This window comes from Streptacidiphilus sp. MAP12-20 (assembly GCF_041262525.1).
Lineage (GTDB): Bacteria > Actinomycetota > Actinomycetes > Streptomycetales > Streptomycetaceae > Streptacidiphilus.
In genome coordinates, this window is sequence record NZ_JBGCCK010000004.1 from 183,340 (window position 1) to 201,716 (window position 18,377).

Genomic DNA, 18,377 nt, shown 5'->3' on the forward strand with positions numbered 1-18,377 from the left:
GCCGCCCGACCGACACCCAGGGACGGGTTCACCGCACCTGGCTCCTGACCTCGGCGAGCATCCCGTCGCATCCGGCCTCGCAGAGCTTGAGGACCTCCTCGAAGCCCTCCTTGCCGCCGTAGTAGGGGTCGGGGACGTCGAGGTCCCCGCTCGCCGCCGGGTCGTAGGAGCGCAGCAGGCGGACCTTGGCGGCCTCCTCGGGTGTCCGGGCGAGGCGGCGCAGGACGCGCTCGTGGCCCTGGTCGAGGGCCACGACCAGGTCGAGCGTGCGGAACCACTCGGGCCGGAACTGTCGCGCCTCATGATCGCTCGTGTACCCGGCCTCGCGCAGCACCCGCACCGCACGCTCGTCGGCCGGGTCGCCCTCGTGCCACGAGCCGGTGCCGGCGCTGTCGACCAGGACGAGACCGTCGAGGCCCGCCTCGGCCAGCCGCTCCCGCATGACGTGCTCGGCGATGGGCGAGCGGCAGATGTTCCCGGTGCAGACGAAGCAGATGCGCATCACAGCACCATGATCCTCCAGCCCTGCTCCGCACGGGCCTGCGACCCCGGAAACTCGCGCGACGTACGCCCCGACGGCGGCCTACCGTCGCCGTATGGAAGACAACAGAAAAATGATCAAGAACTCCAAGTTCCTCTCCCGGGTGCTGCGGCACGATCCGGAGAGCATCGGGTTGAGGCTGGACCGGGCCGGCTGGGTGGACGTGAAGGAGCTGCTCGCGGCGGCCGCCGCGCACGGGCGCCGGATGTCCCGGGCGCAGCTGGACCAGGTCGTCGCCGAGAACGACAAGCGACGCTTCGCCTTCAGCGAGGACGGCAGCCGGATCCGGGCCAGCCAGGGCCACACCGTCCCCGTCGAGCTCGGGTACGAGGAGGCCGCTCCGCCGCCGCGGCTGTTCCACGGCACCTACCCGGGTGCGCTGGATGCCATCCGGCGCGAGGGACTGCGGCCGATGCAGCGGCATGCGGTGCATCTGTCGCCGGACGTGGCGACGGCCGAGCGGGTCGGCGGCCGACGCGGGCGGCCGGTGGTGCTGACGGTCGACGCGGCGGCGATGGCCGCGGCGGGCTTCGCGTTCCGGGTGAGCGCGAACGGGGTGTGGCTGGCGGAGCGGGTGCCGCCGGAGTACCTGAGCCCGGCTGCAGGCTCCAGCGAAATCGGGCCGGACGAAATCGGGCCAGATGAAATCGGATCGTCGGATTGATGTCCCGATCGATCGTCAAATGATCGATCCTCGCCGGGAAGACGACAGGAAGCCGTGATCGGAACAACTGATTCCGCCTAGTTCCGGCCAGCCTCGTCAACCTCAGGGTGCACACCACTCGCAGGGGGTTAGCGTCACGGTCCGACCACTCCCCCGGCGAAGGGAACGCCCTCGTGGCGTCACATCGAAAACCCCGAACCTCCCCGCTCGTGGGCCCCACGGCCCGCGCCGCCGCCACTCTCGCGACGGCGGCAGCGGCCTCGGTCGCCGTCCTGGCCCAGCCCGGACACGCCGATCCCCAGCCGACGGCCGGCCAGGTCAAGGCCCAGGTCGACACGCTCTACCAGCAGGCCGAGCAGGCCACCCAGAAGTACGACGGCGCGACCGCCGCGGCTCAGGCGCTGCAGACGCAGGCGACGCAACTGCAGGAGCAGGCCGCCCGCACCGACGAGGCGATGAACGCGCTGCGCACACGCCTCGGCTCGATGGCCGCCGAGCAGTACCGCAGCGGCGGCTTGGACCCCCAGCTGGAGCTGCTGACCTCGGCCCACCCCGACGACTACCTCCAGCGAGCCGGGGACCTCTCCCAGGCCATGACCTCCCAGGCCGGGCTGATGTGGCAGTTCGAAGCCCAGGCCACGACGCTGGCCACGCAACGCGCCGCCGCCGGGGCGAAGCTTGCCGCGCTCCAGGCCGAGCAGGCCAGGCTCGCGGCCGCCAAGGCCGAGATCCAGCGCAAGCTGGCCGCCGCACAAGCCCTCCTCAACAGCCTGGACGCCGCCACCCGCGCCACCATCGACCAGTCCCTGAGCGGCTCGGGAAGCACCAGCACCACCACCCCGCCGGACCTGGGCTCCGTTCCGGTCTCCGGGCGGGCTGCCGTGGCCGTGGCCTTCGCCCGCGCGCAGCTCGGCAAGCCGTACGTCTGGGGCGCGACCGGCCCCGGCTCCTACGACTGCTCCGGCCTGATCCAAGCCGCCTGGGCCGCGGCCGGCGTGGGCCTGCCGCGCACCACCTACGAGCAGATCAACGCCGGACGCCGGGTCTCAACCGCCGACCTGCAACCGGGCGACCTGGTCTTCTACTACTCCGGCGTCAGCCACGTGGGCATGTACGTCGGCGGCGGCATGATCATCCACGCCCCGCACCCCGGTGCCTCCGTGGAGTACGCCCCGGTCGGCGAGATGCCGATCGTCGGCGCCGTCCGTCCGGGCTAGTTCAGCTCGACTACACCAGTCGGCGAGCCGTCGCCCACCGCGTGAGCTCGTGACGGTTGCTCAGCTGGAGCTTGCGCAGCACCGCCGAGACATGGCTCTCCACCGTTTTCACCGAGATGTAGAGCTGCTTGGCGATCTCCTTGTACGCGTACCCGCGCGCGATCAGCCGAAGGACCTCGCGCTCGCGCTGGGTCAGCCGGTCGAGATCCTCATCGACGGGCGGGGTGTCCGTGGCGGCGAAGGCGTCCAGCACGAAGCCCGCCAGGCGCGGCGAGAAGACCGCGTCGCCGTCCCGGACCCGGAAGATCGCGTCGACCAGATCCGTGCCCGTGATCGTCTTGGTGACGTAGCCGCGCGCACCACCGCGGATGACGCCGATGACGTCCTCCGCCGCGTCGGAGACCGAGAGCGCCAGGAACTTCACGCCCTCCAGCGAGGCACAGCGGCGCAGCACCTCGACGCCGCCGCCGCCGGGGAGGTGGACGTCGAGCAGCACCACGTCCGGCAACGTCGAGCTGACCACCGAGACCGCCTGCTCGACGTCGGCAGCCTCACCCACCACGTCGACGTTGGTGCGCTCGGTCTGGCCGATCTCCGCGCGCACGCCCGTCCGGAACATCCGGTGGTCGTCCACCAGGACCACCCGGGCCTGGCTCCGCTCCGCGTTCGCGCTCATCCGCTCGCCCTCTCCATCTCCAGCTCGACCTCCGTGCCGCCCGCGGGGGCCGGACGAACGCGGGCGTGGCCGCCGTTGCGCTGCATGCGGCCGATGATCGAGCCGCGCACGCCCATCCGGTCCTCCGGGACCGCGTCCAGATCGAAACCGGGGCCGCGGTCGCGGACGAACACCCACACCGTACTGCCCTCGACCTCCGCGTAGACCGAGACCGGCTCGCCGCCACCGTACTTCGCAGCGTTGACCATCGCCTCCCGCGCCGCCTGGAGCTGGGCGGCGAGGCGTTCGTCCATGGGAGCGTCGCCGACGCAGATGACCTCGACCGGAACGCCGTGGTGGTCCTCGACCTCCGCGGCGACCGCGCGGACCGACTCGGCCAGGGTGTCCGGCGTCGTCTCGTCCTTCGGATCCCCGGAGCGGTAGAGCCATTGGCGCAGGTCGCGCTCCTGAGCCCTGGCCAGACGGGCGACCTCCTTCGGGTCGTCCGCGTGGCGGAGGATGAGCGTCAGCGTGTGCAGCACGGAGTCGTGAATGTGGGCGGCGACCTCGGCGCGCTCCTGGGCCCGGATGCGCTCGCGGCGCTCCGTCGTCAGGTCCTGCCACATGCGGAGCAGGTAGGGGCCGGCCAGCAGCAGGACGCCGGCCAGCACCACCAGGACGGCCTGCATCACCTTGCCGAACTCCGCGAGCGAGCCGGACACCACCAGGAAGCTGATCACCCCGGCGGCCACCAGCACCACGCCCGCGCCCAGCCGCAGCGTGACCGCGCCCTTGCTGCTGTCGTCGAGCGAGAACCAGCGGGCCCAGCGGGCGTCGTCGACCTGGCGCCAGACCAGGGCGACCCCGGCCCCGGAGATCAGCACCGGCCAGAAGTACGGGTCGTCCCGCCCGGCTGTGAGCACGTTGACCAGCACCAGCACCCCGGCGAGCACCGCGATCAGTGCCAGCAGCCGCCCTCGGTCCTTGACCGCGCGCTGGCCCTCGGGCGAGGGATCCCCACGGAAGAGCGCCTGGAGCGAGCGCCTGGCCCGCGCCAGGCCGCCGGGCGGCCGCCCGGAACCCGGATCCCCCGACTCGGGGCCGCCGACGGGCCGGCCGGACGCCCCCGCGCCGCCCACCCCGCCCATCGGGACCACGAACCAGAACGCGGCGTAGAGCACCAGGCCCAGCCCCTGACCCAGCGTCAGCACCACGAAGGCCGCCCGCACCCAGAGCACCGGAATGCCCAGGTGCGCGGCGAGCCCGCTGGCAACGCCGCCGACCACGCGACCCTCCGGACGGCGGTACAGCTTGCGGACCGGCGCGCCGAGCGACCCGGCCACGTCGGGCCGGGCTTCGGGCCGCGGGTCCGGGCGGTCGGGAGAGAGGTCGCTGGTTGCCACGGGTCGATCGTCACACGACGCACCCGCGAAAAGCATCAGGGTCGACCCCGATCGTCGCCCTGGTTCCGCTCGGGGCGTATGTCAGGGTGGATCTCAGGGTTCGACCAGGGAGATGACGGATGGGCACAGCCGCCGACGACCCGCAGGATGAGGGTATGGATGTCACGCCCGGCACGCCCCCCTTCTCGGAAGGCGCTCCCGCCCCCGGTGGCCAGGAGCCCGAGAGCTCACGCCCGCCGCTGGAGCGCAGCGCCAGCCACCGGGTGGTGACGGGCGTCTGCGGTGGCCTCGGCCGTCGGCTGGACATCGACCCGCTGGTCTTCCGCGTGGTGATCGCCGTGCTCTGTCTCTGGGGCGGTATCGGGCTCTTCATCTACGGGGTCGCCTGGCTGATGATCCCGATGGAGGGCACGGGCAAGAACGAGTTGCAGCGGCTGATGTCCGGCCGGGTCGACGGCCAGTCCCTCGGCGCGGTGCTGGTCACCGTGCTCGGCACCGGCATCTTCTTCTCCTACATGGGCGCCAAGGGCCACATCTTCCCGCTGCTTTTGATCGCGGCGCTCGCCTTCGCCGCGCTCCGCTACGACCCGAAGCGCCACCAGCTGCCCCCGCGCGAGCCGGAGCCCGCCGTCGCCCAGGAGCCGCCGCCGGCCGCGCCGAACTGGTGGCAGCGGCCCGATCCGCTGCTCAAGACCTCCGCGCCGCCGGCCCCCTCCGATGCGATCCCGGGCACTGCGATCCCGGGTGCTGCGGGCAGTCCCCTGGACCCCATGGACCCGCTGGACGCGCCGCCCGCCTGGGCCGCTGCTCCTGCGCAGCCGCCCCTGCCGCCGCCCGCACCCGAGGGTCCGCGTCGGGTGCGCGGCCCCTGGGGCCTGCTGACGCTGCTCCTCGCCGCAGGCACGGCGGCCGTGGTCTTCGGCCTCGGGCACAGGCACCACCAGGTCAACGCACTCGCCGTCGTCGCCTCGGCGCTGGCCGTGCTCGGGCTAGGGCTGATCCTCAGCGGCATCCTGCGCCGCCGGGCCGTCGGGCTGGCCGTGGTCGCCGTGCTGCTCTCGGTCTCCACGGTCGTGGTCGGCGTCTCGCCCTGGCACCACTGGAGCCGGACGACGTGGGCGCCGGCCTCCGCCGCCCAGTTGGAGACGCACTACTCACTACACGCCGGGGAGGCCACCTTGGATCTCACCCAGGTCCTGCCGTTGTCCGGCCAGACGGTCGGCACGCACATCAGCATCGGTGCGGGCGAGCTCCAGGTGCTGTTGCCCACGGGGGCGAACAGTCCGGAGATCAAGATCGACGCCCAGATCGGCGCCGGCGAGCTCCGGCTCCCGGACGGCACCACCTCGTCCGGCCTGGGCCGCTCCCGCACGGTCGACCTCAACGCAGGTGCCTCAGCCACACACGGCACGGTCCAGATAGAGCTCCAGGTAGGCGCCGGTCAGGTGGAGGTGGTCCAGTGAAGCGGCAGCGCAGCACCCGCCCGGTACGCCCGGTCCGGCTCTTTCCGATCCTCAGCGGCCTGGTCTTCGTCGTCGTGGCGGTGCTCTACCTGCTCCAGGCGAGCGGCGCGCTCACGGTCGGCTGGAAGCTGCTGCTCCCGCTGGAGCTGATCGGCCTCGGCCTCGCCGGGCTGCTCACCGCCCTCTACAGCCGGGCGCCCCGGCGGGAGGCCAGCCAGGAGTCCAGGGAGAGGTAGGGCGTGCCGGCCAGGATCAGCGGCAGCCACGCCATCAGGTAGATCAGGTCGTTGCCCAGGAAGTACGGGTACGTCTGCCAGCTGACCGTCAGGAACAGGCTCAGGTTCAGCAGCGCCCCGCCGAACGCGGCGACCCGGCCCAGCAGCCCGAAGAAGATGCCGAGCCCCACCGCGAGCTCCCCTATGGCGAAGGCGACCGCGAAGGCGGTCGGCGCCTTGAGGGCCAGATCCAGCAACGGACCGATCGGGCTCCCCACCTTGACTCCCTGCGTCATCGACGCGAAGGAGAGGGGATCGGAGAGCCCGGCGAGATAGTGCGTGTCGGTCAGCTTGTACAGCGCCGCGTAGACGAAGGTCACCCCGAGGAAGACCCGCAGGGGCAGCAGCGCATAGGTGGTGCCGAGTTCCTTCAAGCGCTTCCGCGAAAGCGTTCCACCCATGGCTGCTGCTCCCGACATCCCTCTGCCCCGCGTGTACTCGGTCCCCGGTTACTACGCGACCGGCCCGCCCAAGGTTCACCCTAGGGTGATCAGCTCTCGTCGTACGCGCCGACGAGGGCGTCCGAGTGTCCGGCCGCGAGCGGCTGGTAGTTGATCCAGGCGACGAGGTCGTTGCCGAGCTGGTCGCGGGTGAGGACGGCACTCTCGTGGTCGATCGGCACGACCTTGCCGGCGGCCTGCGCGAGCAGCTGCACCTGGCAGGAGCGCTCCATGGTGATGAACCACCAGGCGGCGGCGTCGACGGAGTCGCCGACGGTCAGCAGCCCGTGATTGCGCAGCACGACGGCCTTGTGCGGGCCGAGGGCGGCGCCGATCCTGCGCCCCTCCTCGCGGTCCAGCACGACGCCGGTGTAGTCGTCGAAGAGCGCGTGGGACTGGTAGAAGGCGCAGACGTCCTGGGTGATCGGCTCCAGCAGCTGGCCCAGCGCGGAGAAGGCGCGGCCGTAGGTGGAGTGGCTGTGCGCGGCGGCGACGACGTCGGGGCGCGCGGCGTGCACCTCGGAGTGGATGGCGAAGGCGGCCTGGTTCACGTGGTGGCGGCCATGCACGACCTGGCCCTCGTGGTTGACCAGCAGCAGGTCACTGACCTTGATCTGCTTGAAGGACATCCCGAAGGGGTTGACCCAGAAGTGGTCCGTCCACTCCGGGTCCCGCGCGGTGATGTGACCGGCGACGCCCTCCTCGAACCCGAACTTCCCGAAGAGCCGGAGCGCGGTGACGAGCCGCGCCTTGCGGTGGGCCCGCTCGGCCTCGACGGTGTCGAACTTCTGCGGCATCGCGAAGTGAAGCTGATCCATGGGCACGGGCTGCGGCGGCGGGTTCGTCATACCGGGAAGCTACCGCGCGGTAGCGCCGGAGAACAGAGGCAGGTGAGCAAGCACAACAGGGGCACGGGGAACTGCGCGACAAGCCACCCAGCGAGGTAGAACCCCGAACGTGCAGGGCCATCCGCATGTCAGTGGTTGTTCGCGCAGTTCCCCGCGCCCCTGGAGGTGCAACCTCAGCGCTTGCCGAGAATTACTCCCACTCGATCGTCCCCGGCGGCTTGCTCGTCACGTCGACGACCACGCGGTTGACGTCACGGACCTCGTTGGTGATCCGGGTGGAGATCTTCTCCAGCACCTCGTACGGCAGGCGCGACCAGTCCGCCGTCATCGCGTCCTCGGACGAGACCGGGCGCAGCACGATCGGGTGGCCGTACGTGCGGCCGTCGCCCTGGACGCCGACGGAGCGGACGTCCGCGAGCAGCACGACCGGGCACTGCCAGATCTGCCGGTCCAGGCCCGCGGCCGTGAGCTCCGCACGGGCGATCGCGTCGGCGTCGCGCAGCAGGTCGAGTCGGTCCTTGGTGACCTCGCCGACGATCCGGATGCCGAGGCCCGGGCCCGGGAACGGCTGCCGCTGGACGATCTCCTCCGGCAGGCCCAGCTCCTGGCCGACCATCCGGACCTCGTCCTTGAACAGCTTGCGCAGCGGCTCGATCAGCTGGAACTCCAGGTCCTCAGGGAGCCCGCCGACGTTGTGGTGCGACTTGATGTTCGCCGTGCCGGCGCCGCCGCCGGACTCGACCACGTCCGGGTAGAGCGTGCCCTGGACCAGGAACTCGACCGGCTCCCCGGACGCGCCCGCCTCGGCGATGATCTCCACCTGGGCCTGCTCGAAGACGCGGATGAACTCGCGCCCGATGATCTTGCGCTTCTCCTCGGGGTCGGTGACCCCGGCCAGCGCGGTGAGGAATCGCTCCTCGGCGTCGACGACCTTGAGCTTGACGCCCGTGGCCGCGACGAAGTCCTTCTCGACCTGCTCCGTCTCGCCCTTGCGCATCAGGCCGTGGTCGACGTAGACGCAGGTCAGCTGGTCGCCGATGGCGCGCTGCACGAGCGCGGCCGCAACCGCCGAGTCGACGCCGCCGGACAGGCCGCAGATCGCCCGCTTGGTGCCGACCTGGGCGCGGATCGCGGCGACCTGCTCCTCGACGACGTTGTGCGTGGTCCACGTCGGGGCCAGGCCTGCGCCGCGGTACAGGAAGTGCTCGAGAACCTGCTGGCCGTGCGTGGAGTGCATGACCTCGGGGTGGTACTGCACGCCGTAGAGCCGCTTGGCGTCGTTCTCGAATGCGGCGACCGGAACGACCTCGGTGGAGGCCGTGACGGTGAAGCCCGCCGGCGCGGCCGAGCAGGCGTCGCCGTGCGACATCCACACCGGCTGCTCGGCGGGCGTGCCCTCGAACAGCGTGGAGCCGGTCTGGCTGACCGCGAGCGGCGTGCGGCCGTACTCTCGCGCGCCACTGTTGTCGACCACGCCGCCGAGCGTGGTGGCCATCAGCTGGAAGCCGTAGCACATGCCGAAGACCGGCACGCCGGCCTCGAACAGGGCCTTGTCGACCGTCGGGGCACCCGGCTCGTAGACCGAGGACGGTCCGCCGGAGAGGATGATCGCCTTGGGGTTCTTGGCGAGCATCTCGGAGACCGGCATGCTGTGAGGCACGATCTCGCTGTAGACGCGGGCCTCACGGACTCGCCGTGCGATGAGCTGGGCGTACTGCGCGCCGAAGTCGACGACCAGAACGGTGTCGACGGCGCTGTCCGCGGGGTCGGGGGTCGCTGTTGCCACAGGGCGGCCTTCCGGCGGTTGCTATGGGGGGTCAACCGCCATTCTACCGGCCGACCCGCCCACCCCCAGCCACGCTCAGACGCGGCCCCGGCAGAGCTCCAGCATCAGCATGGCGATCTCGGTGCCCGGACGGCCCAGCCTGGCGCGGTAGCGGTCGAGGATCTCCATCTCCCGCGTCAACGAGAGCCGGGGCCCGCCGGTGGCGATCCGCGCCGCCTGCACCTCCGCCGAGACGGCGATCCGGCGCCGCAGCAGGTCCAGGATCTCGGCGTCGAGCGCGTCGATCCGCCCGCGCGCGTCGGCGATGACGGTCTCGGCGGCCTCCTTGGTCATGGTGTCGCTGGTCATGGTCTGGCTGGTCGCGGTCTGGCTGGTCGCGGTCGCGCTGGTCGTGGTCTCGATGCTCATGCGTCGTCCTCCGGGGTTCGGCGCCGCCGACGGTCCTGGGAGACGAAAAAGCGCCCCTGGGCCATCGGCCCGGGGCGCTCTCAGGGTCTGCGTCAGTTCAGACGGCATCACCATGGCGACCGGAGCCTCCGGTGCCATAGGTAAAGAAGTAGGCCATCTGGAACATGCGGACATCCTAGCGCGTGACCCGCCGCCAGAAGAATCGTTGTGCCCGATGACCGTACGGGGTGCAGCGTCCCCGCCAAGGACGGGCTCCAGCCTCCTTCCGGGGGCGATCGTGCGGCAGGCAGGACCACGCGTGGGAGTGACACCCAGTCCGTGGACGCGATGAGGCGTACGCCGTGGCGTGCGTCGTGGGACCTCGCGGCCACGCTGTGACCGGACAGCAGGGGACAGCGGCCCGGTTGCGACTGCAGAGAAGGGGTGGTCGGCAACGGGGACGCCCGACGCCGACCACCCCTGATCTCGTCCCGCTGATCCCGTCCCACCCCGTCCCGGGGGTGGCGCTGCGCCACCCGGCGCACAACCGGAGCCGCGCTACCTACAAGAATCCTTGCTGAGCGTGACCAAAATCGAGTGTGCCGAAGTATGTCGAACTGGTTGCGCCGAGCGGTCCATATCCCCCACGATGCTGGTGAGGGGGTGGACCACACGCACCAGGGACGCCCGGCGACAGGCCGGTCCCTGCTGCCGAGAGCGGCCGGACACGAGCGGTATTCGGTGACGTTCCGTAGTCTCTTGGCCGCTCGCGGAACGCAGCAGGCGCACTGTGAACGCGCGCGCCCCACACACGAACCACCATCCGACGGCACCCATCCCCCGGTGCCGTTACCACAGCACCGGCGCAGCCCTGACGCCGTGTGCTGCCAGCAAGGGGCCCCGTCTTCCCCCGCGGGGCCCCTTGCCGCTGCCTCAGACGGATACCCGGATACCCGGATACCTCAAGCGGAGACGTCAGGCGGACACAACGGCCTCGTCGTCGGCCTCGGCGCCCGGATTCAGCGGGATCGGCAACTGGTTGAAGGCGTAGTAGAGCGCCATCGCGCCGTGCAGCCCCAGCGTCGCCACCGGCGAGACGAAGGACAGGCCGAACAGCAGCGGATAGACCACCGTCCCCACCGCGAAGCGCACCCGCAGCGCCCGCGCCGCGGCCACGTCCACGCGTGAGTCGAAGAGGTGCCCGGTCCGGGTCAGCCACCACCACAGGGACTGGAAAGTGAACGCGTGCGCCACCATGAACCCGCTGAAGACCGCGACGGCCACCTTGCCCGCACCCGGAATGCGCAGCCAGTCCGAGACCAGCCCCGTCGGGAACGGCAAGGCCGCCACCACGAGCAGCAGGAGCAGGTTCAGCACCAGCAGTCCGCGGTCGACCCGGGCCACGTAGCCGAAGACGGTGTGGTGGTTCAGCCACATGATGCCGATGACCAGGAAGCTGACCACATAGGCGTCGTAGGAGGCCCAGATGCCGCCCAGCTGCGACCACGCGTCGGCCCCGTTCTTGACCGACGCGGGATCCTTGACCGCCACCTGCAAGACCAGCAGCGTGGTCGCGATCGCGAAGATCCCGTCGCTGAAGGCCTCGACCCGACTCGACTCACTGCGCCCCGTGTTGTCCACCCGCGACAAGGTACCCGAGCGGCGGCGCCTACTCCCCCTTGCGTGGCGGGATCTGAGGAACCGCCAGCAGCGGGAGCCGCAGCGCGCCGAAGGCGTCCGCAGGGACGACCGGGCGGGCCGGCGTGACCGCGGCGACGCGGCGGTAGGGCTCGTCCTGCGTCGGACGTGGGTCCGCCTCGCCCTTGTTGGGCCAGAAAGACATCGCCCGCTCGGTCTGCGCGGTGATCGTCAGGGAGGGGTTGACGCCCAGGTTGGCCGAGACGGTCGAGCCGTCGGCGACCGTGATGCCCGGGTAGCCGTAGAGCCGCTGGTAGGGGTCGACGACTCCGTGCTCCGGCGAGTCGCCGATGGGGCAGCCGCCCAGGAAGTGCGCGGTGAGCGTGCGGCCCATCAGGTCACCGACGTTGGTGCCGGGGAAGCCGCCGATCTCCGACGCGATCCCCGCGGCGGCCGTCTCCGCGGCCGGGATGAACTTCGGGTTCGGCGCACCGTGTCCCTGACGCGAGCTCAACTGCCCCTTCAGCGGCCCGCTCGTGCGTCGCGAGACGTTGATCGAGTTGTCCAGCGACTGCATCACCAGGCCGATGATGGTCCGCTCGGACCAGCGGCGCTTGTTCATCGCGTGCGCCACCAGGTCGGGACGCTTGAGCGAGAGGCCGACGGCCCGGAGCAGGCGCGGCGCGCGACCCTCCCCCGGCACCTGGATGGTGGTCATCAGGCTCATCGCGTTGGAGCCCTTGCCGTAGCGGACCGGCTCGATGTGGGTGTGCTCGTCCGGGTGGACGGACGAGGTGATGGCGACGCCCTTGGTGAAGTCGACCCGCTGCCCGTAGCGCTTGTCGGTGGTCATCGCGCCCACCAGCGCCTCGGAGTTGGTCCGGGTCAGCTCGCCGAGCCGGGCCGAGATCTTCGGCAGCACGCCCTCGTCGCGCAGCCGGTGCAGCAGCTTCTGTGTCCCGTAGGTGCCGGCCGCGACGACGACGCGCTGCGCGCGGATGCTCCGGAAGCCGTTCTTGGCTGGGTTCTTGGAGCGCGAGTCGGTGCGCTTCACGTCTACCGCGTAGCCCTCGCCGTCGACCCGGATCGCGGTGACCGTCGTCATCGGGACGATCTCCGCGCCGGCCTTCTCGGACAGGTAGAGGTAGTTCTCCGTCAGCGTGTTCTTGGCTCCGTGGCGGCAGCCGGTCATGCACTCGCCGCACTCGGTGCAGGCCTTGCGGCGCGGCCCGGCCCCGCCGAAGTACGGGTCCTCGACCTCCTCGCCGGGACGCGTCTTCGCGCCCGCGCCGCCGCAGTCCTCGCCGTCGCCGAAGAAGACGCCGACCGGGGCCAGGTGGAAGGTGTCGCCGTACCCGAGCTTCTCCGCGGCGGCCTTCAAGTGCACGTCCGACGGGGTGACCGTCGGGTTGGTGCGGACGCCGAGCATGCGCTGGGCCTGGTCGTAGAAGGGCGCGAGCTCGTCCGACCAGTCGGTGATGTCCTTCCACTGGTCGTCCTGGAAGAACGCCTTCGGCGGGACGTAGAGCGTGTTGGCGTAGTTGAGCGAGCCGCCGCCCACACCCGCGCCGCCGAGCACCATCACGTCGTCGAGGACGTGGAAGCGCTGGATGCCGTAGAGGCCGAGGGCGGGGGCCCAGATGTAGTTCTTGGTGTCCCAGGAGTTCTTGGGCAGCGTCTCCGGCGTGAACCGGCGACCGGCCTCCAGCACGGCGACCTTGTAGCCCTTCTCGGTCAGCCGCAGGGCCGACACCGACCCGCCGAACCCGGAGCCGACGACGACCACGTCGTAGTCGTAGCCCGTCTCCGCGACCGGCTGTTCCGGATTCTCCTGCACCTCGGACACCTCAGAACTCATCAACGCGCCCCGCCTTCAGCTTCAGCCTCAACAGATGTGGGTGACCTACTTGAACCGCAGTGCCTTGAGCATGCCGAGCGACTTGCCCATGAGCTTGGCGTAGCCCTCGTCGTCCATCCCGAAGGACGGCGACATCTGGATCAGCCGCTGCACGGCGACCGTCTGTACCTCGGTGTACTTCCAAATGCCCTCGGCGCCGTGACGGCGGCCGATGCCGGAGTCGCCCATGCCGCCCATCGGCGCGGCGACGCTCGCGTACGCGGGCGCGTAGCCCTCGTTCACGTTGACCGTGCCGGTGTGCAGGCGCGCCGCGACGGCCTTCCCGTGACGGAGGTTCTTGCTCCAGACACTGGAGTTGAGACCGTAGGAGGTGCTGTTCGCCCGGTTGATCGCATCCTCCTCGTCGTCGAAGCGGTAGATGGAGACGACCGGGCCGAAGGTCTCCTCGTTGCAGACGGCGCTGTCGGCGCCGACGCCGTCGAGGATGGTCGGCTCGTAGAAGAGGGGGCCGACATCGGGGCGCGGCTTGCCGCCGGCCAGCACGGTGGCGCCGTTCTTGACGGCGTCCTCGATGTGGCGGGTGACGGTGTCGAACTGGCGCTGGGAGACCAGCGAGCCCATGTCGGCGCCCCAGGAGAGGCTGTTGCCGAGCTTGAGGGCCCGGGTGCGGGCGACGAACTTCTCCAGGAAGGCGTCCGCGATCGACGAGGCGACGTACATCCGCTCGATCGAGATGCAGAGCTGACCGGCGGAGGAGAAGCAGGCGCGGACGGCGCCCTCGGCGGCCTTGTCCAGGTCGGCGTCGGCGAGGACGAGCATCGCATTCTTGCCGCCGAGCTCCATCGACGCGCCGATCAGGCGTGCGGCGGCGCGGGTCGCGACGTCGCGGCCGGTGCGGGTGGAGCCGGTGAAGGACACGTAATCCGCGTGGGCGACGACCTCGGGGCCGACGACCGGACCGTCACCGATCACGATCTGCCAGACCTCGGCGGGCAGCCCGGCCTCGACCATCAGCTCGCGCGCGCGCAGCGCGGTCAGCGCGGTCTGCGTGTCCGGCTTGGTGACGACGGCGTTGCCGGCGACGAAGGCGGGGACGGCGTCGCCGGTGAACAGCGCCAGCGGGTAGTTCCACGGCGAGATCTGCCCGATGACGCCCTTGGGCTGACGCAGCTCCAGCACCTGGGTCAGGACAGGGAAGACGCCGCCGCGACGGCGGGGCTTGAGGTACTTGGCGCCGGCGCGGCCGTAGTGGCGCGCCTCGATCGCCGAGGCGAGCACCTCCTCGAAGGCGTGCGCGCGGGTCTTGCCGGTCTCGGCCTGGACCAGGTCGAGCAGCTCGTCCTTGTGCTTGAGCACCAGGTCGTGGAAGCGCAGCAGCACTGCGGCGCGCTCGCGCACCGGCCGCTTGGCCCAGTCCCGCTGTGCGGCGCGCGCCCGCACGAAGGCGGTGGCCACGTCGGCGGGCGAGGACTCGGGGATCTCGGCGAGCCCGTCGCCCGTGAACGGGCTGCGGCTGGTGGCGATCGTGGGCTCGGAGCCCGTGACGACCGCGCCGACCAGGCGCGCGACCAACTGCGCCGACACGGCGTCGGCGGCGCTCCGCGCCCCCGGGGTGGCCACGGGATTGCCTGCGACGGCAGTGCTGCCGCCGGTGCTGATGTCAGTCATGCCCGCAGCGTAGGCGGTTTCGGGCTGTTGCGATACCCATCGGTAACCAGAAATATGTCTGCGACCGAGCAAATGCGCGGCGCGGGCGAGCGGCAGCCCGCTACCCCAGCGCCGCCACCGCCGTGCCCACCGCGCGGTGGAACGTCGGGTAGGCCCAGATCGTCGAGGCCAGTTCGCTGATCGGTACGCGGGCCGAGACCGCCAGGGCCAGCAGGCCGAGGACCTCGCCGCCGGTCGGGCCGGCGGAGGTCGCGCCGAGAAGGGTGTCGCCGGAGGCGATGAGCTTGATGAAGCCCGCGTTGCCGTTCGCGCCGTGGATGTAGCCGCGACTGCTGGTGGCCAGGTCGGTGGTGGCGACGCGGACGACGTGGCCCTCCGCGCGGGCCTGGTCCTCGGTGAGACCGACCGCGCCGATCTCCGGGTCCGTGAAGGTGACCCTGGGGACCGCGTGGTAGCGCGCGGGCGCTCCACCCTGGCCGAGGATCGCGCGGACGGCCACATCCGCCTGGTACATCGCCATGTGCGTGAACGCGCCCTTGCCGGTCACGTCGCCGATCGCCCACACGCGCGGAGCGCCGACCACCCGCAGCCGCTCGTCCACCGGCAGCGCTCGCGCGTCCGCCGGCACGCCCAGCACGCCGGCGCCGATCCGGTCCAACGCGACCCTGCGGCCCGTCGCGACCAGCAGCCGCTCCCCGCTGAGGCGTACGCCGCGACGGCAGCGCACCTGGAACCGGTCGTCGCTGTATTCGACGGAGACGATGTCGGTACCGGTGTGGACCGAGACGCCGTCCGTGGTCAGCACCCGGGTCACCAGCTCGCTCGACTCCGGCTCCTCGCGACCGAGCAGCCGCGGCCCGGCCTCGATCACCGTGACGTCACAGCCCAGCCGCTGCCAGGCCTGCCCGAGCTCCAGACCGATCGCGCCGCCACCGAGGATCAGCAGCGACTCCGGCAGCTCGTCCGCCTCGATCAGGTCCCTGTTGGTCCAGTACGGCGTCGACGCCAGACCCGGCACCGGCGGCGCCACCGGCTCCGAACCGCTGGCGATGACCACGGCCTGACGGGGCCTCAGCGCCGTCTCCCGCCCGTCCGGGCCGAGCACGGTGACCTCGCCCGGCGCGGTCAGCCGCGCCGTCCCGCGCAGGAACCGCCCGCCGCGGGCGGTGAAGCGGTCGACGGCGACCTTGTCGTCCCAGGTGTCGGTGGCCTCGCGCACGCGCCGGGCGACGGGCCGGAAATCCGGGTGGACTCTCGCGATGCCGGCCATGCCGGGGATCCGGTGCGCCTCACCGACCAGGTCCGCCGAGCGCACCATGATCTTCGAGGGGATGCAGCCCCAGTACGGGCATTCCCCGCCCACCAGCCGTTCGTCCACGCCGACCACGTCCAGTCCGGCGTCGGCCAGGCGGCCGGCGACGTCCTCACCTCCGGGGCCCATTCCGATGACGACCGCGTCCGGGGTCTCTCGCACCGCAGCGGGCATGGCGTGCCTCCCGGTGAATCAGTCAATCTCGGGGGACGGCTCGGTTCACACCACGGTACCGGTCTACTGTGCGCCGGGCACGGTGAGCGTCTCAATGACTTCCTCGAAGCGGCCCTGGCCGGTCTTCCAGTCAGTCGCCGGGTAGGCGACGTACACGTCGTACTCGTTGCCGTTCGCCGCCTTGTAGAACTGCTCCATCCCGTGGCGCAACTCGTGCGTCTTGGCGTCGACGAAGGTGAAGTCCAGCTGGGCGCCCTGGGTGCCCTTGTAGACGTTCGAGCCGAAGCTGAGCTCGTTGAAGGTGTGGTCGTGCGCCCGGACCTGCTGGACGATCCACTGACCCTGCTCGTACGCGCTGCGCGGGTTGGCGTAGGTGACGCCGAAGCGGAGCAGGTGCTCGCCGTTGTCCGGGCTGTAGTCGATCCGGCCCGAACCCTTGCTGCCGTCCCTGGTCCACTCCGCAGGGCCGCCGGTGGGCAGCCCGAAGCTGAACCCGCCGTCCGGGTCCGTCGTCCAGACGTAGCCCGCAGGGACACGGCCAGGCGAGGTGGGAGTTCCGCTCGGGGCGGGAGTGGACGGGCCGCCGGTGGGGCCGGTGGTGTGCGCGGACCGGTCGGTACCGGGATGGCGGTTGACCCAGTACGCCGCGCCCCCGCCCGCCGCGCCCGCGACCAGCGCCGCAACCAGCAGCCACGGCCAGGCGCGGCGTCGCGGCCGCGCCGGACGCTGCCCGCCGGTCGTTCCGTAGTGCGACCCGTTCCCCGCACCGTACGGCTGGGACTCGTACGGCTGGGACTCGTACGGCGGCTGCTGGGTCGGCGGTTGCTGCGTCGGCGCTGACACCGCGGTCTGCCCGGCCTCGGCGTAGAGCGGCCCGGAGACCAGCCGCGGCGAGCCGGAGGCGGATGCCGGGACGAAGCCCGACTGCGCCGACACCCGCGCCGTCGGCCCGGTCGGCATACCGCCGGGACGCGCCTCCGCCTCGGCACTCGCGACGGCCGTGCCCAGCTGGGTCGGGGTGTAGCCGCCGTCCTGCCGGTCCACCGCCGGCACGGCCTGCGTGGGCGTGCGCAGCGGGCTCGGGCCCAGGGTGATGTTGGTGGTGTGGCCGGCCGCGACGTGCTCCAGCATCCGGACCACGTCCGCCGCCGGGGGCCGCTCCTGCGGCTCCTTGGCCATCAGCGCGCGCAGCACCGGCGCCAGCGGGCCCGCGTTGCGCGACTCCGGCAGCGGGTCGGTGACGACCGCCGCCAGCGTCGTCAGCGGGGAGTCGCGGCGGAACGGCGACTGGCCCTCCACGGCCGCGTAGAGCGTCGCGCCGAGCGCCCAGAGGTCCGATTCGGGCCCGGGGCGGCCGCCGTGGACCCGCTCGGGGGCCAGGTAGTCGGGCGAGCCGACCAGGTCGCCGGTGCGCGTCAGCGCGGAGTCACCCTCGAAGGTGGCGATGCCGAAGTCGGTCAGCACGACGCGGCCGGTGCCGTGCTCCAGCAGCACGTTGGCAGGCTTCACATCGCGGTGGATCACGCCGACCCGGTGGCCGCGGTCCAGCGCGGCGAGCACCTGCGCGCCGATCCGCGCGGCCTCGCGCGGGTCCAGCACGCCGTCCTGCTCCACCAGCTCGGAGAGGGAGCGGCCGTCGATCAGCTCCATCACGATCCACGGCTTGCCGTCCTGCTCCAGGACGTCGTGGATGGTGATCACGCCGGGGTGCTTGATTCTGGCGGCGGCGCGGGCCTCCTGCTTCATCCGGGACTGGACGATCTGCAGGTCCTCCTCGGCGAGGTGGCCGACGGAGAGCTCCTTGACCGCGACCTCCCGGTCGAGCATCTGGTCCGTCGCCTGCCAGACCGTGCCCATTCCGCCGCGCCCGAGGCGTGCGCCCAGCAGGTATCTGCCCGCGAGCATCCGCCCCGTCTCCGTGCCCACCGTCTGCCCCCTTGTCCGCGGGTCCTGCCGTAGGTCCATGGATGGCCCTGTCCGCGGCTGGGACCGCGGTAACGCGCACCCTATCCCGATCGTCGAACACTCCGCCGCCCCGGCTGCCACCG

Annotated in this window: 16 protein-coding genes; 4 read left to right on the forward strand and 12 right to left on the reverse strand. The window is 71.5% G+C overall.

Translation table 11 applies throughout. The annotated features are described in order from the left end of the window. Positions 1 to 28 precede the first annotated feature (28 nt). Entirely contained in the window at positions 29 to 502 is a 474-nt protein-coding gene (locus tag ABIA32_RS06945) for a low molecular weight protein-tyrosine-phosphatase (RefSeq protein WP_370092974.1), read from the reverse strand. A gap of 94 nt (positions 503 to 596) precedes the next feature. Between ABIA32_RS06945 and ABIA32_RS06950 the strand changes: the two genes are divergently transcribed. Both ABIA32_RS06950 and ABIA32_RS06955 read left to right on the forward strand, forming a co-directional pair. Next, positions 597 to 1,205 carry an RNA 2'-phosphotransferase gene (locus ABIA32_RS06950; protein ID WP_370092975.1) on the forward strand — a complete coding sequence of 203 codons (609 nt, stop codon included), beginning with the start codon at positions 597 to 599 and terminating at the stop codon, positions 1,203 to 1,205. Between the two features lie 209 nt (positions 1,206 to 1,414). Continuing rightward, positions 1,415 to 2,422, forward strand: coding sequence for an NlpC/P60 family protein (locus ABIA32_RS06955; RefSeq protein ID WP_370092976.1), 1,008 nt, complete (start codon positions 1,415 to 1,417; stop codon positions 2,420 to 2,422). 10 nt (positions 2,423 to 2,432) lie between these two features. On the opposite strand, the gene ABIA32_RS06960 is transcribed toward ABIA32_RS06955, so the two are convergent. Next, entirely contained in the window at positions 2,433 to 3,098 is a 666-nt protein-coding gene (locus ABIA32_RS06960) for a LuxR C-terminal-related transcriptional regulator (protein ID WP_370092977.1), read from the reverse strand. Continuing rightward, positions 3,095 to 4,516 carry a PspC domain-containing protein gene (locus ABIA32_RS06965; protein WP_370092978.1) on the reverse strand — a complete coding sequence of 474 codons (1,422 nt, stop codon included), beginning with the start codon at positions 4,514 to 4,516 and terminating at the stop codon, positions 3,095 to 3,097. The genes ABIA32_RS06960 and ABIA32_RS06965 overlap by 4 nt, the downstream gene beginning before the upstream one ends. Before the next feature lie 83 nt (positions 4,517 to 4,599). Between ABIA32_RS06965 and ABIA32_RS06970 the strand changes: the two genes are divergently transcribed. Both ABIA32_RS06970 and ABIA32_RS06975 read left to right on the forward strand, forming a co-directional pair. Next, on the forward strand, positions 4,600 to 5,943 hold the full coding sequence (locus ABIA32_RS06970) for a PspC domain-containing protein (protein WP_370092979.1): 1,344 nt from the start codon (positions 4,600 to 4,602) through the stop codon (positions 5,941 to 5,943). Further along, the gene (locus tag ABIA32_RS06975; protein ID WP_370092980.1) at positions 5,940 to 6,179 is read left to right on the forward strand and encodes a hypothetical protein; all 240 of its coding nucleotides are present in this window, start codon (positions 5,940 to 5,942) and stop codon (positions 6,177 to 6,179) included. Before ABIA32_RS06970 ends, ABIA32_RS06975 begins: the two co-directional genes overlap by 4 nt. On the opposite strand, the gene ABIA32_RS06980 is transcribed toward ABIA32_RS06975, so the two are convergent. From ABIA32_RS06980 to ABIA32_RS07020, 9 genes are all read right to left on the reverse strand, one after another. Next, on the reverse strand, positions 6,128 to 6,619 hold the full coding sequence (locus tag ABIA32_RS06980; RefSeq protein WP_370092981.1) for a DoxX family protein: 492 nt from the start codon (positions 6,617 to 6,619) through the stop codon (positions 6,128 to 6,130). The two genes, ABIA32_RS06975 and ABIA32_RS06980, sit on opposite strands and share 52 nt — an antisense overlap. 89 nt (positions 6,620 to 6,708) lie before the next feature. Further along, positions 6,709 to 7,476 carry a class II aldolase/adducin family protein gene (locus tag ABIA32_RS06985; protein WP_370092982.1) on the reverse strand — a complete coding sequence of 256 codons (768 nt, stop codon included), beginning with the start codon at positions 7,474 to 7,476 and terminating at the stop codon, positions 6,709 to 6,711. A gap of 220 nt (positions 7,477 to 7,696) precedes the next feature. Then, a complete protein-coding gene (guaA, locus tag ABIA32_RS06990; RefSeq protein WP_370092983.1) occupies positions 7,697 to 9,292 on the reverse strand; it encodes a glutamine-hydrolyzing GMP synthase in 1,596 nt (531 codons plus the stop codon). Between the two features lie 75 nt (positions 9,293 to 9,367). Then, positions 9,368 to 9,700, reverse strand: coding sequence for a chorismate mutase (locus ABIA32_RS06995; protein WP_370092984.1), 333 nt, complete (start codon positions 9,698 to 9,700; stop codon positions 9,368 to 9,370). Positions 9,701 to 10,654: 954 nt separating this feature from the next. Next, positions 10,655 to 11,320, reverse strand: coding sequence for a TMEM175 family protein (locus ABIA32_RS07000; RefSeq protein WP_370092985.1), 666 nt, complete (start codon positions 11,318 to 11,320; stop codon positions 10,655 to 10,657). Positions 11,321 to 11,348: 28 nt separating this feature from the next. Further along, positions 11,349 to 13,175 carry a GMC oxidoreductase gene (locus tag ABIA32_RS07005; RefSeq protein WP_370092986.1) on the reverse strand — a complete coding sequence of 609 codons (1,827 nt, stop codon included), beginning with the start codon at positions 13,173 to 13,175 and terminating at the stop codon, positions 11,349 to 11,351. Between the two features lie 45 nt (positions 13,176 to 13,220). Continuing rightward, positions 13,221 to 14,843, reverse strand: coding sequence for a succinic semialdehyde dehydrogenase (locus tag ABIA32_RS07010; protein WP_370092987.1), 1,623 nt, complete (start codon positions 14,841 to 14,843; stop codon positions 13,221 to 13,223). Positions 14,844 to 14,943: 100 nt separating this feature from the next. After that, positions 14,944 to 16,329, reverse strand: coding sequence for an NAD(P)/FAD-dependent oxidoreductase (locus tag ABIA32_RS07015; protein ID WP_370092988.1), 1,386 nt, complete (start codon positions 16,327 to 16,329; stop codon positions 14,944 to 14,946). A 63-nt stretch (positions 16,330 to 16,392) separates the two neighbouring features. After that, the gene (locus tag ABIA32_RS07020) at positions 16,393 to 18,255 is read right to left on the reverse strand and encodes a serine/threonine-protein kinase (RefSeq protein WP_370092989.1); all 1,863 of its coding nucleotides are present in this window, start codon (positions 18,253 to 18,255) and stop codon (positions 16,393 to 16,395) included. Positions 18,256 to 18,377 lie beyond the last annotated feature (122 nt).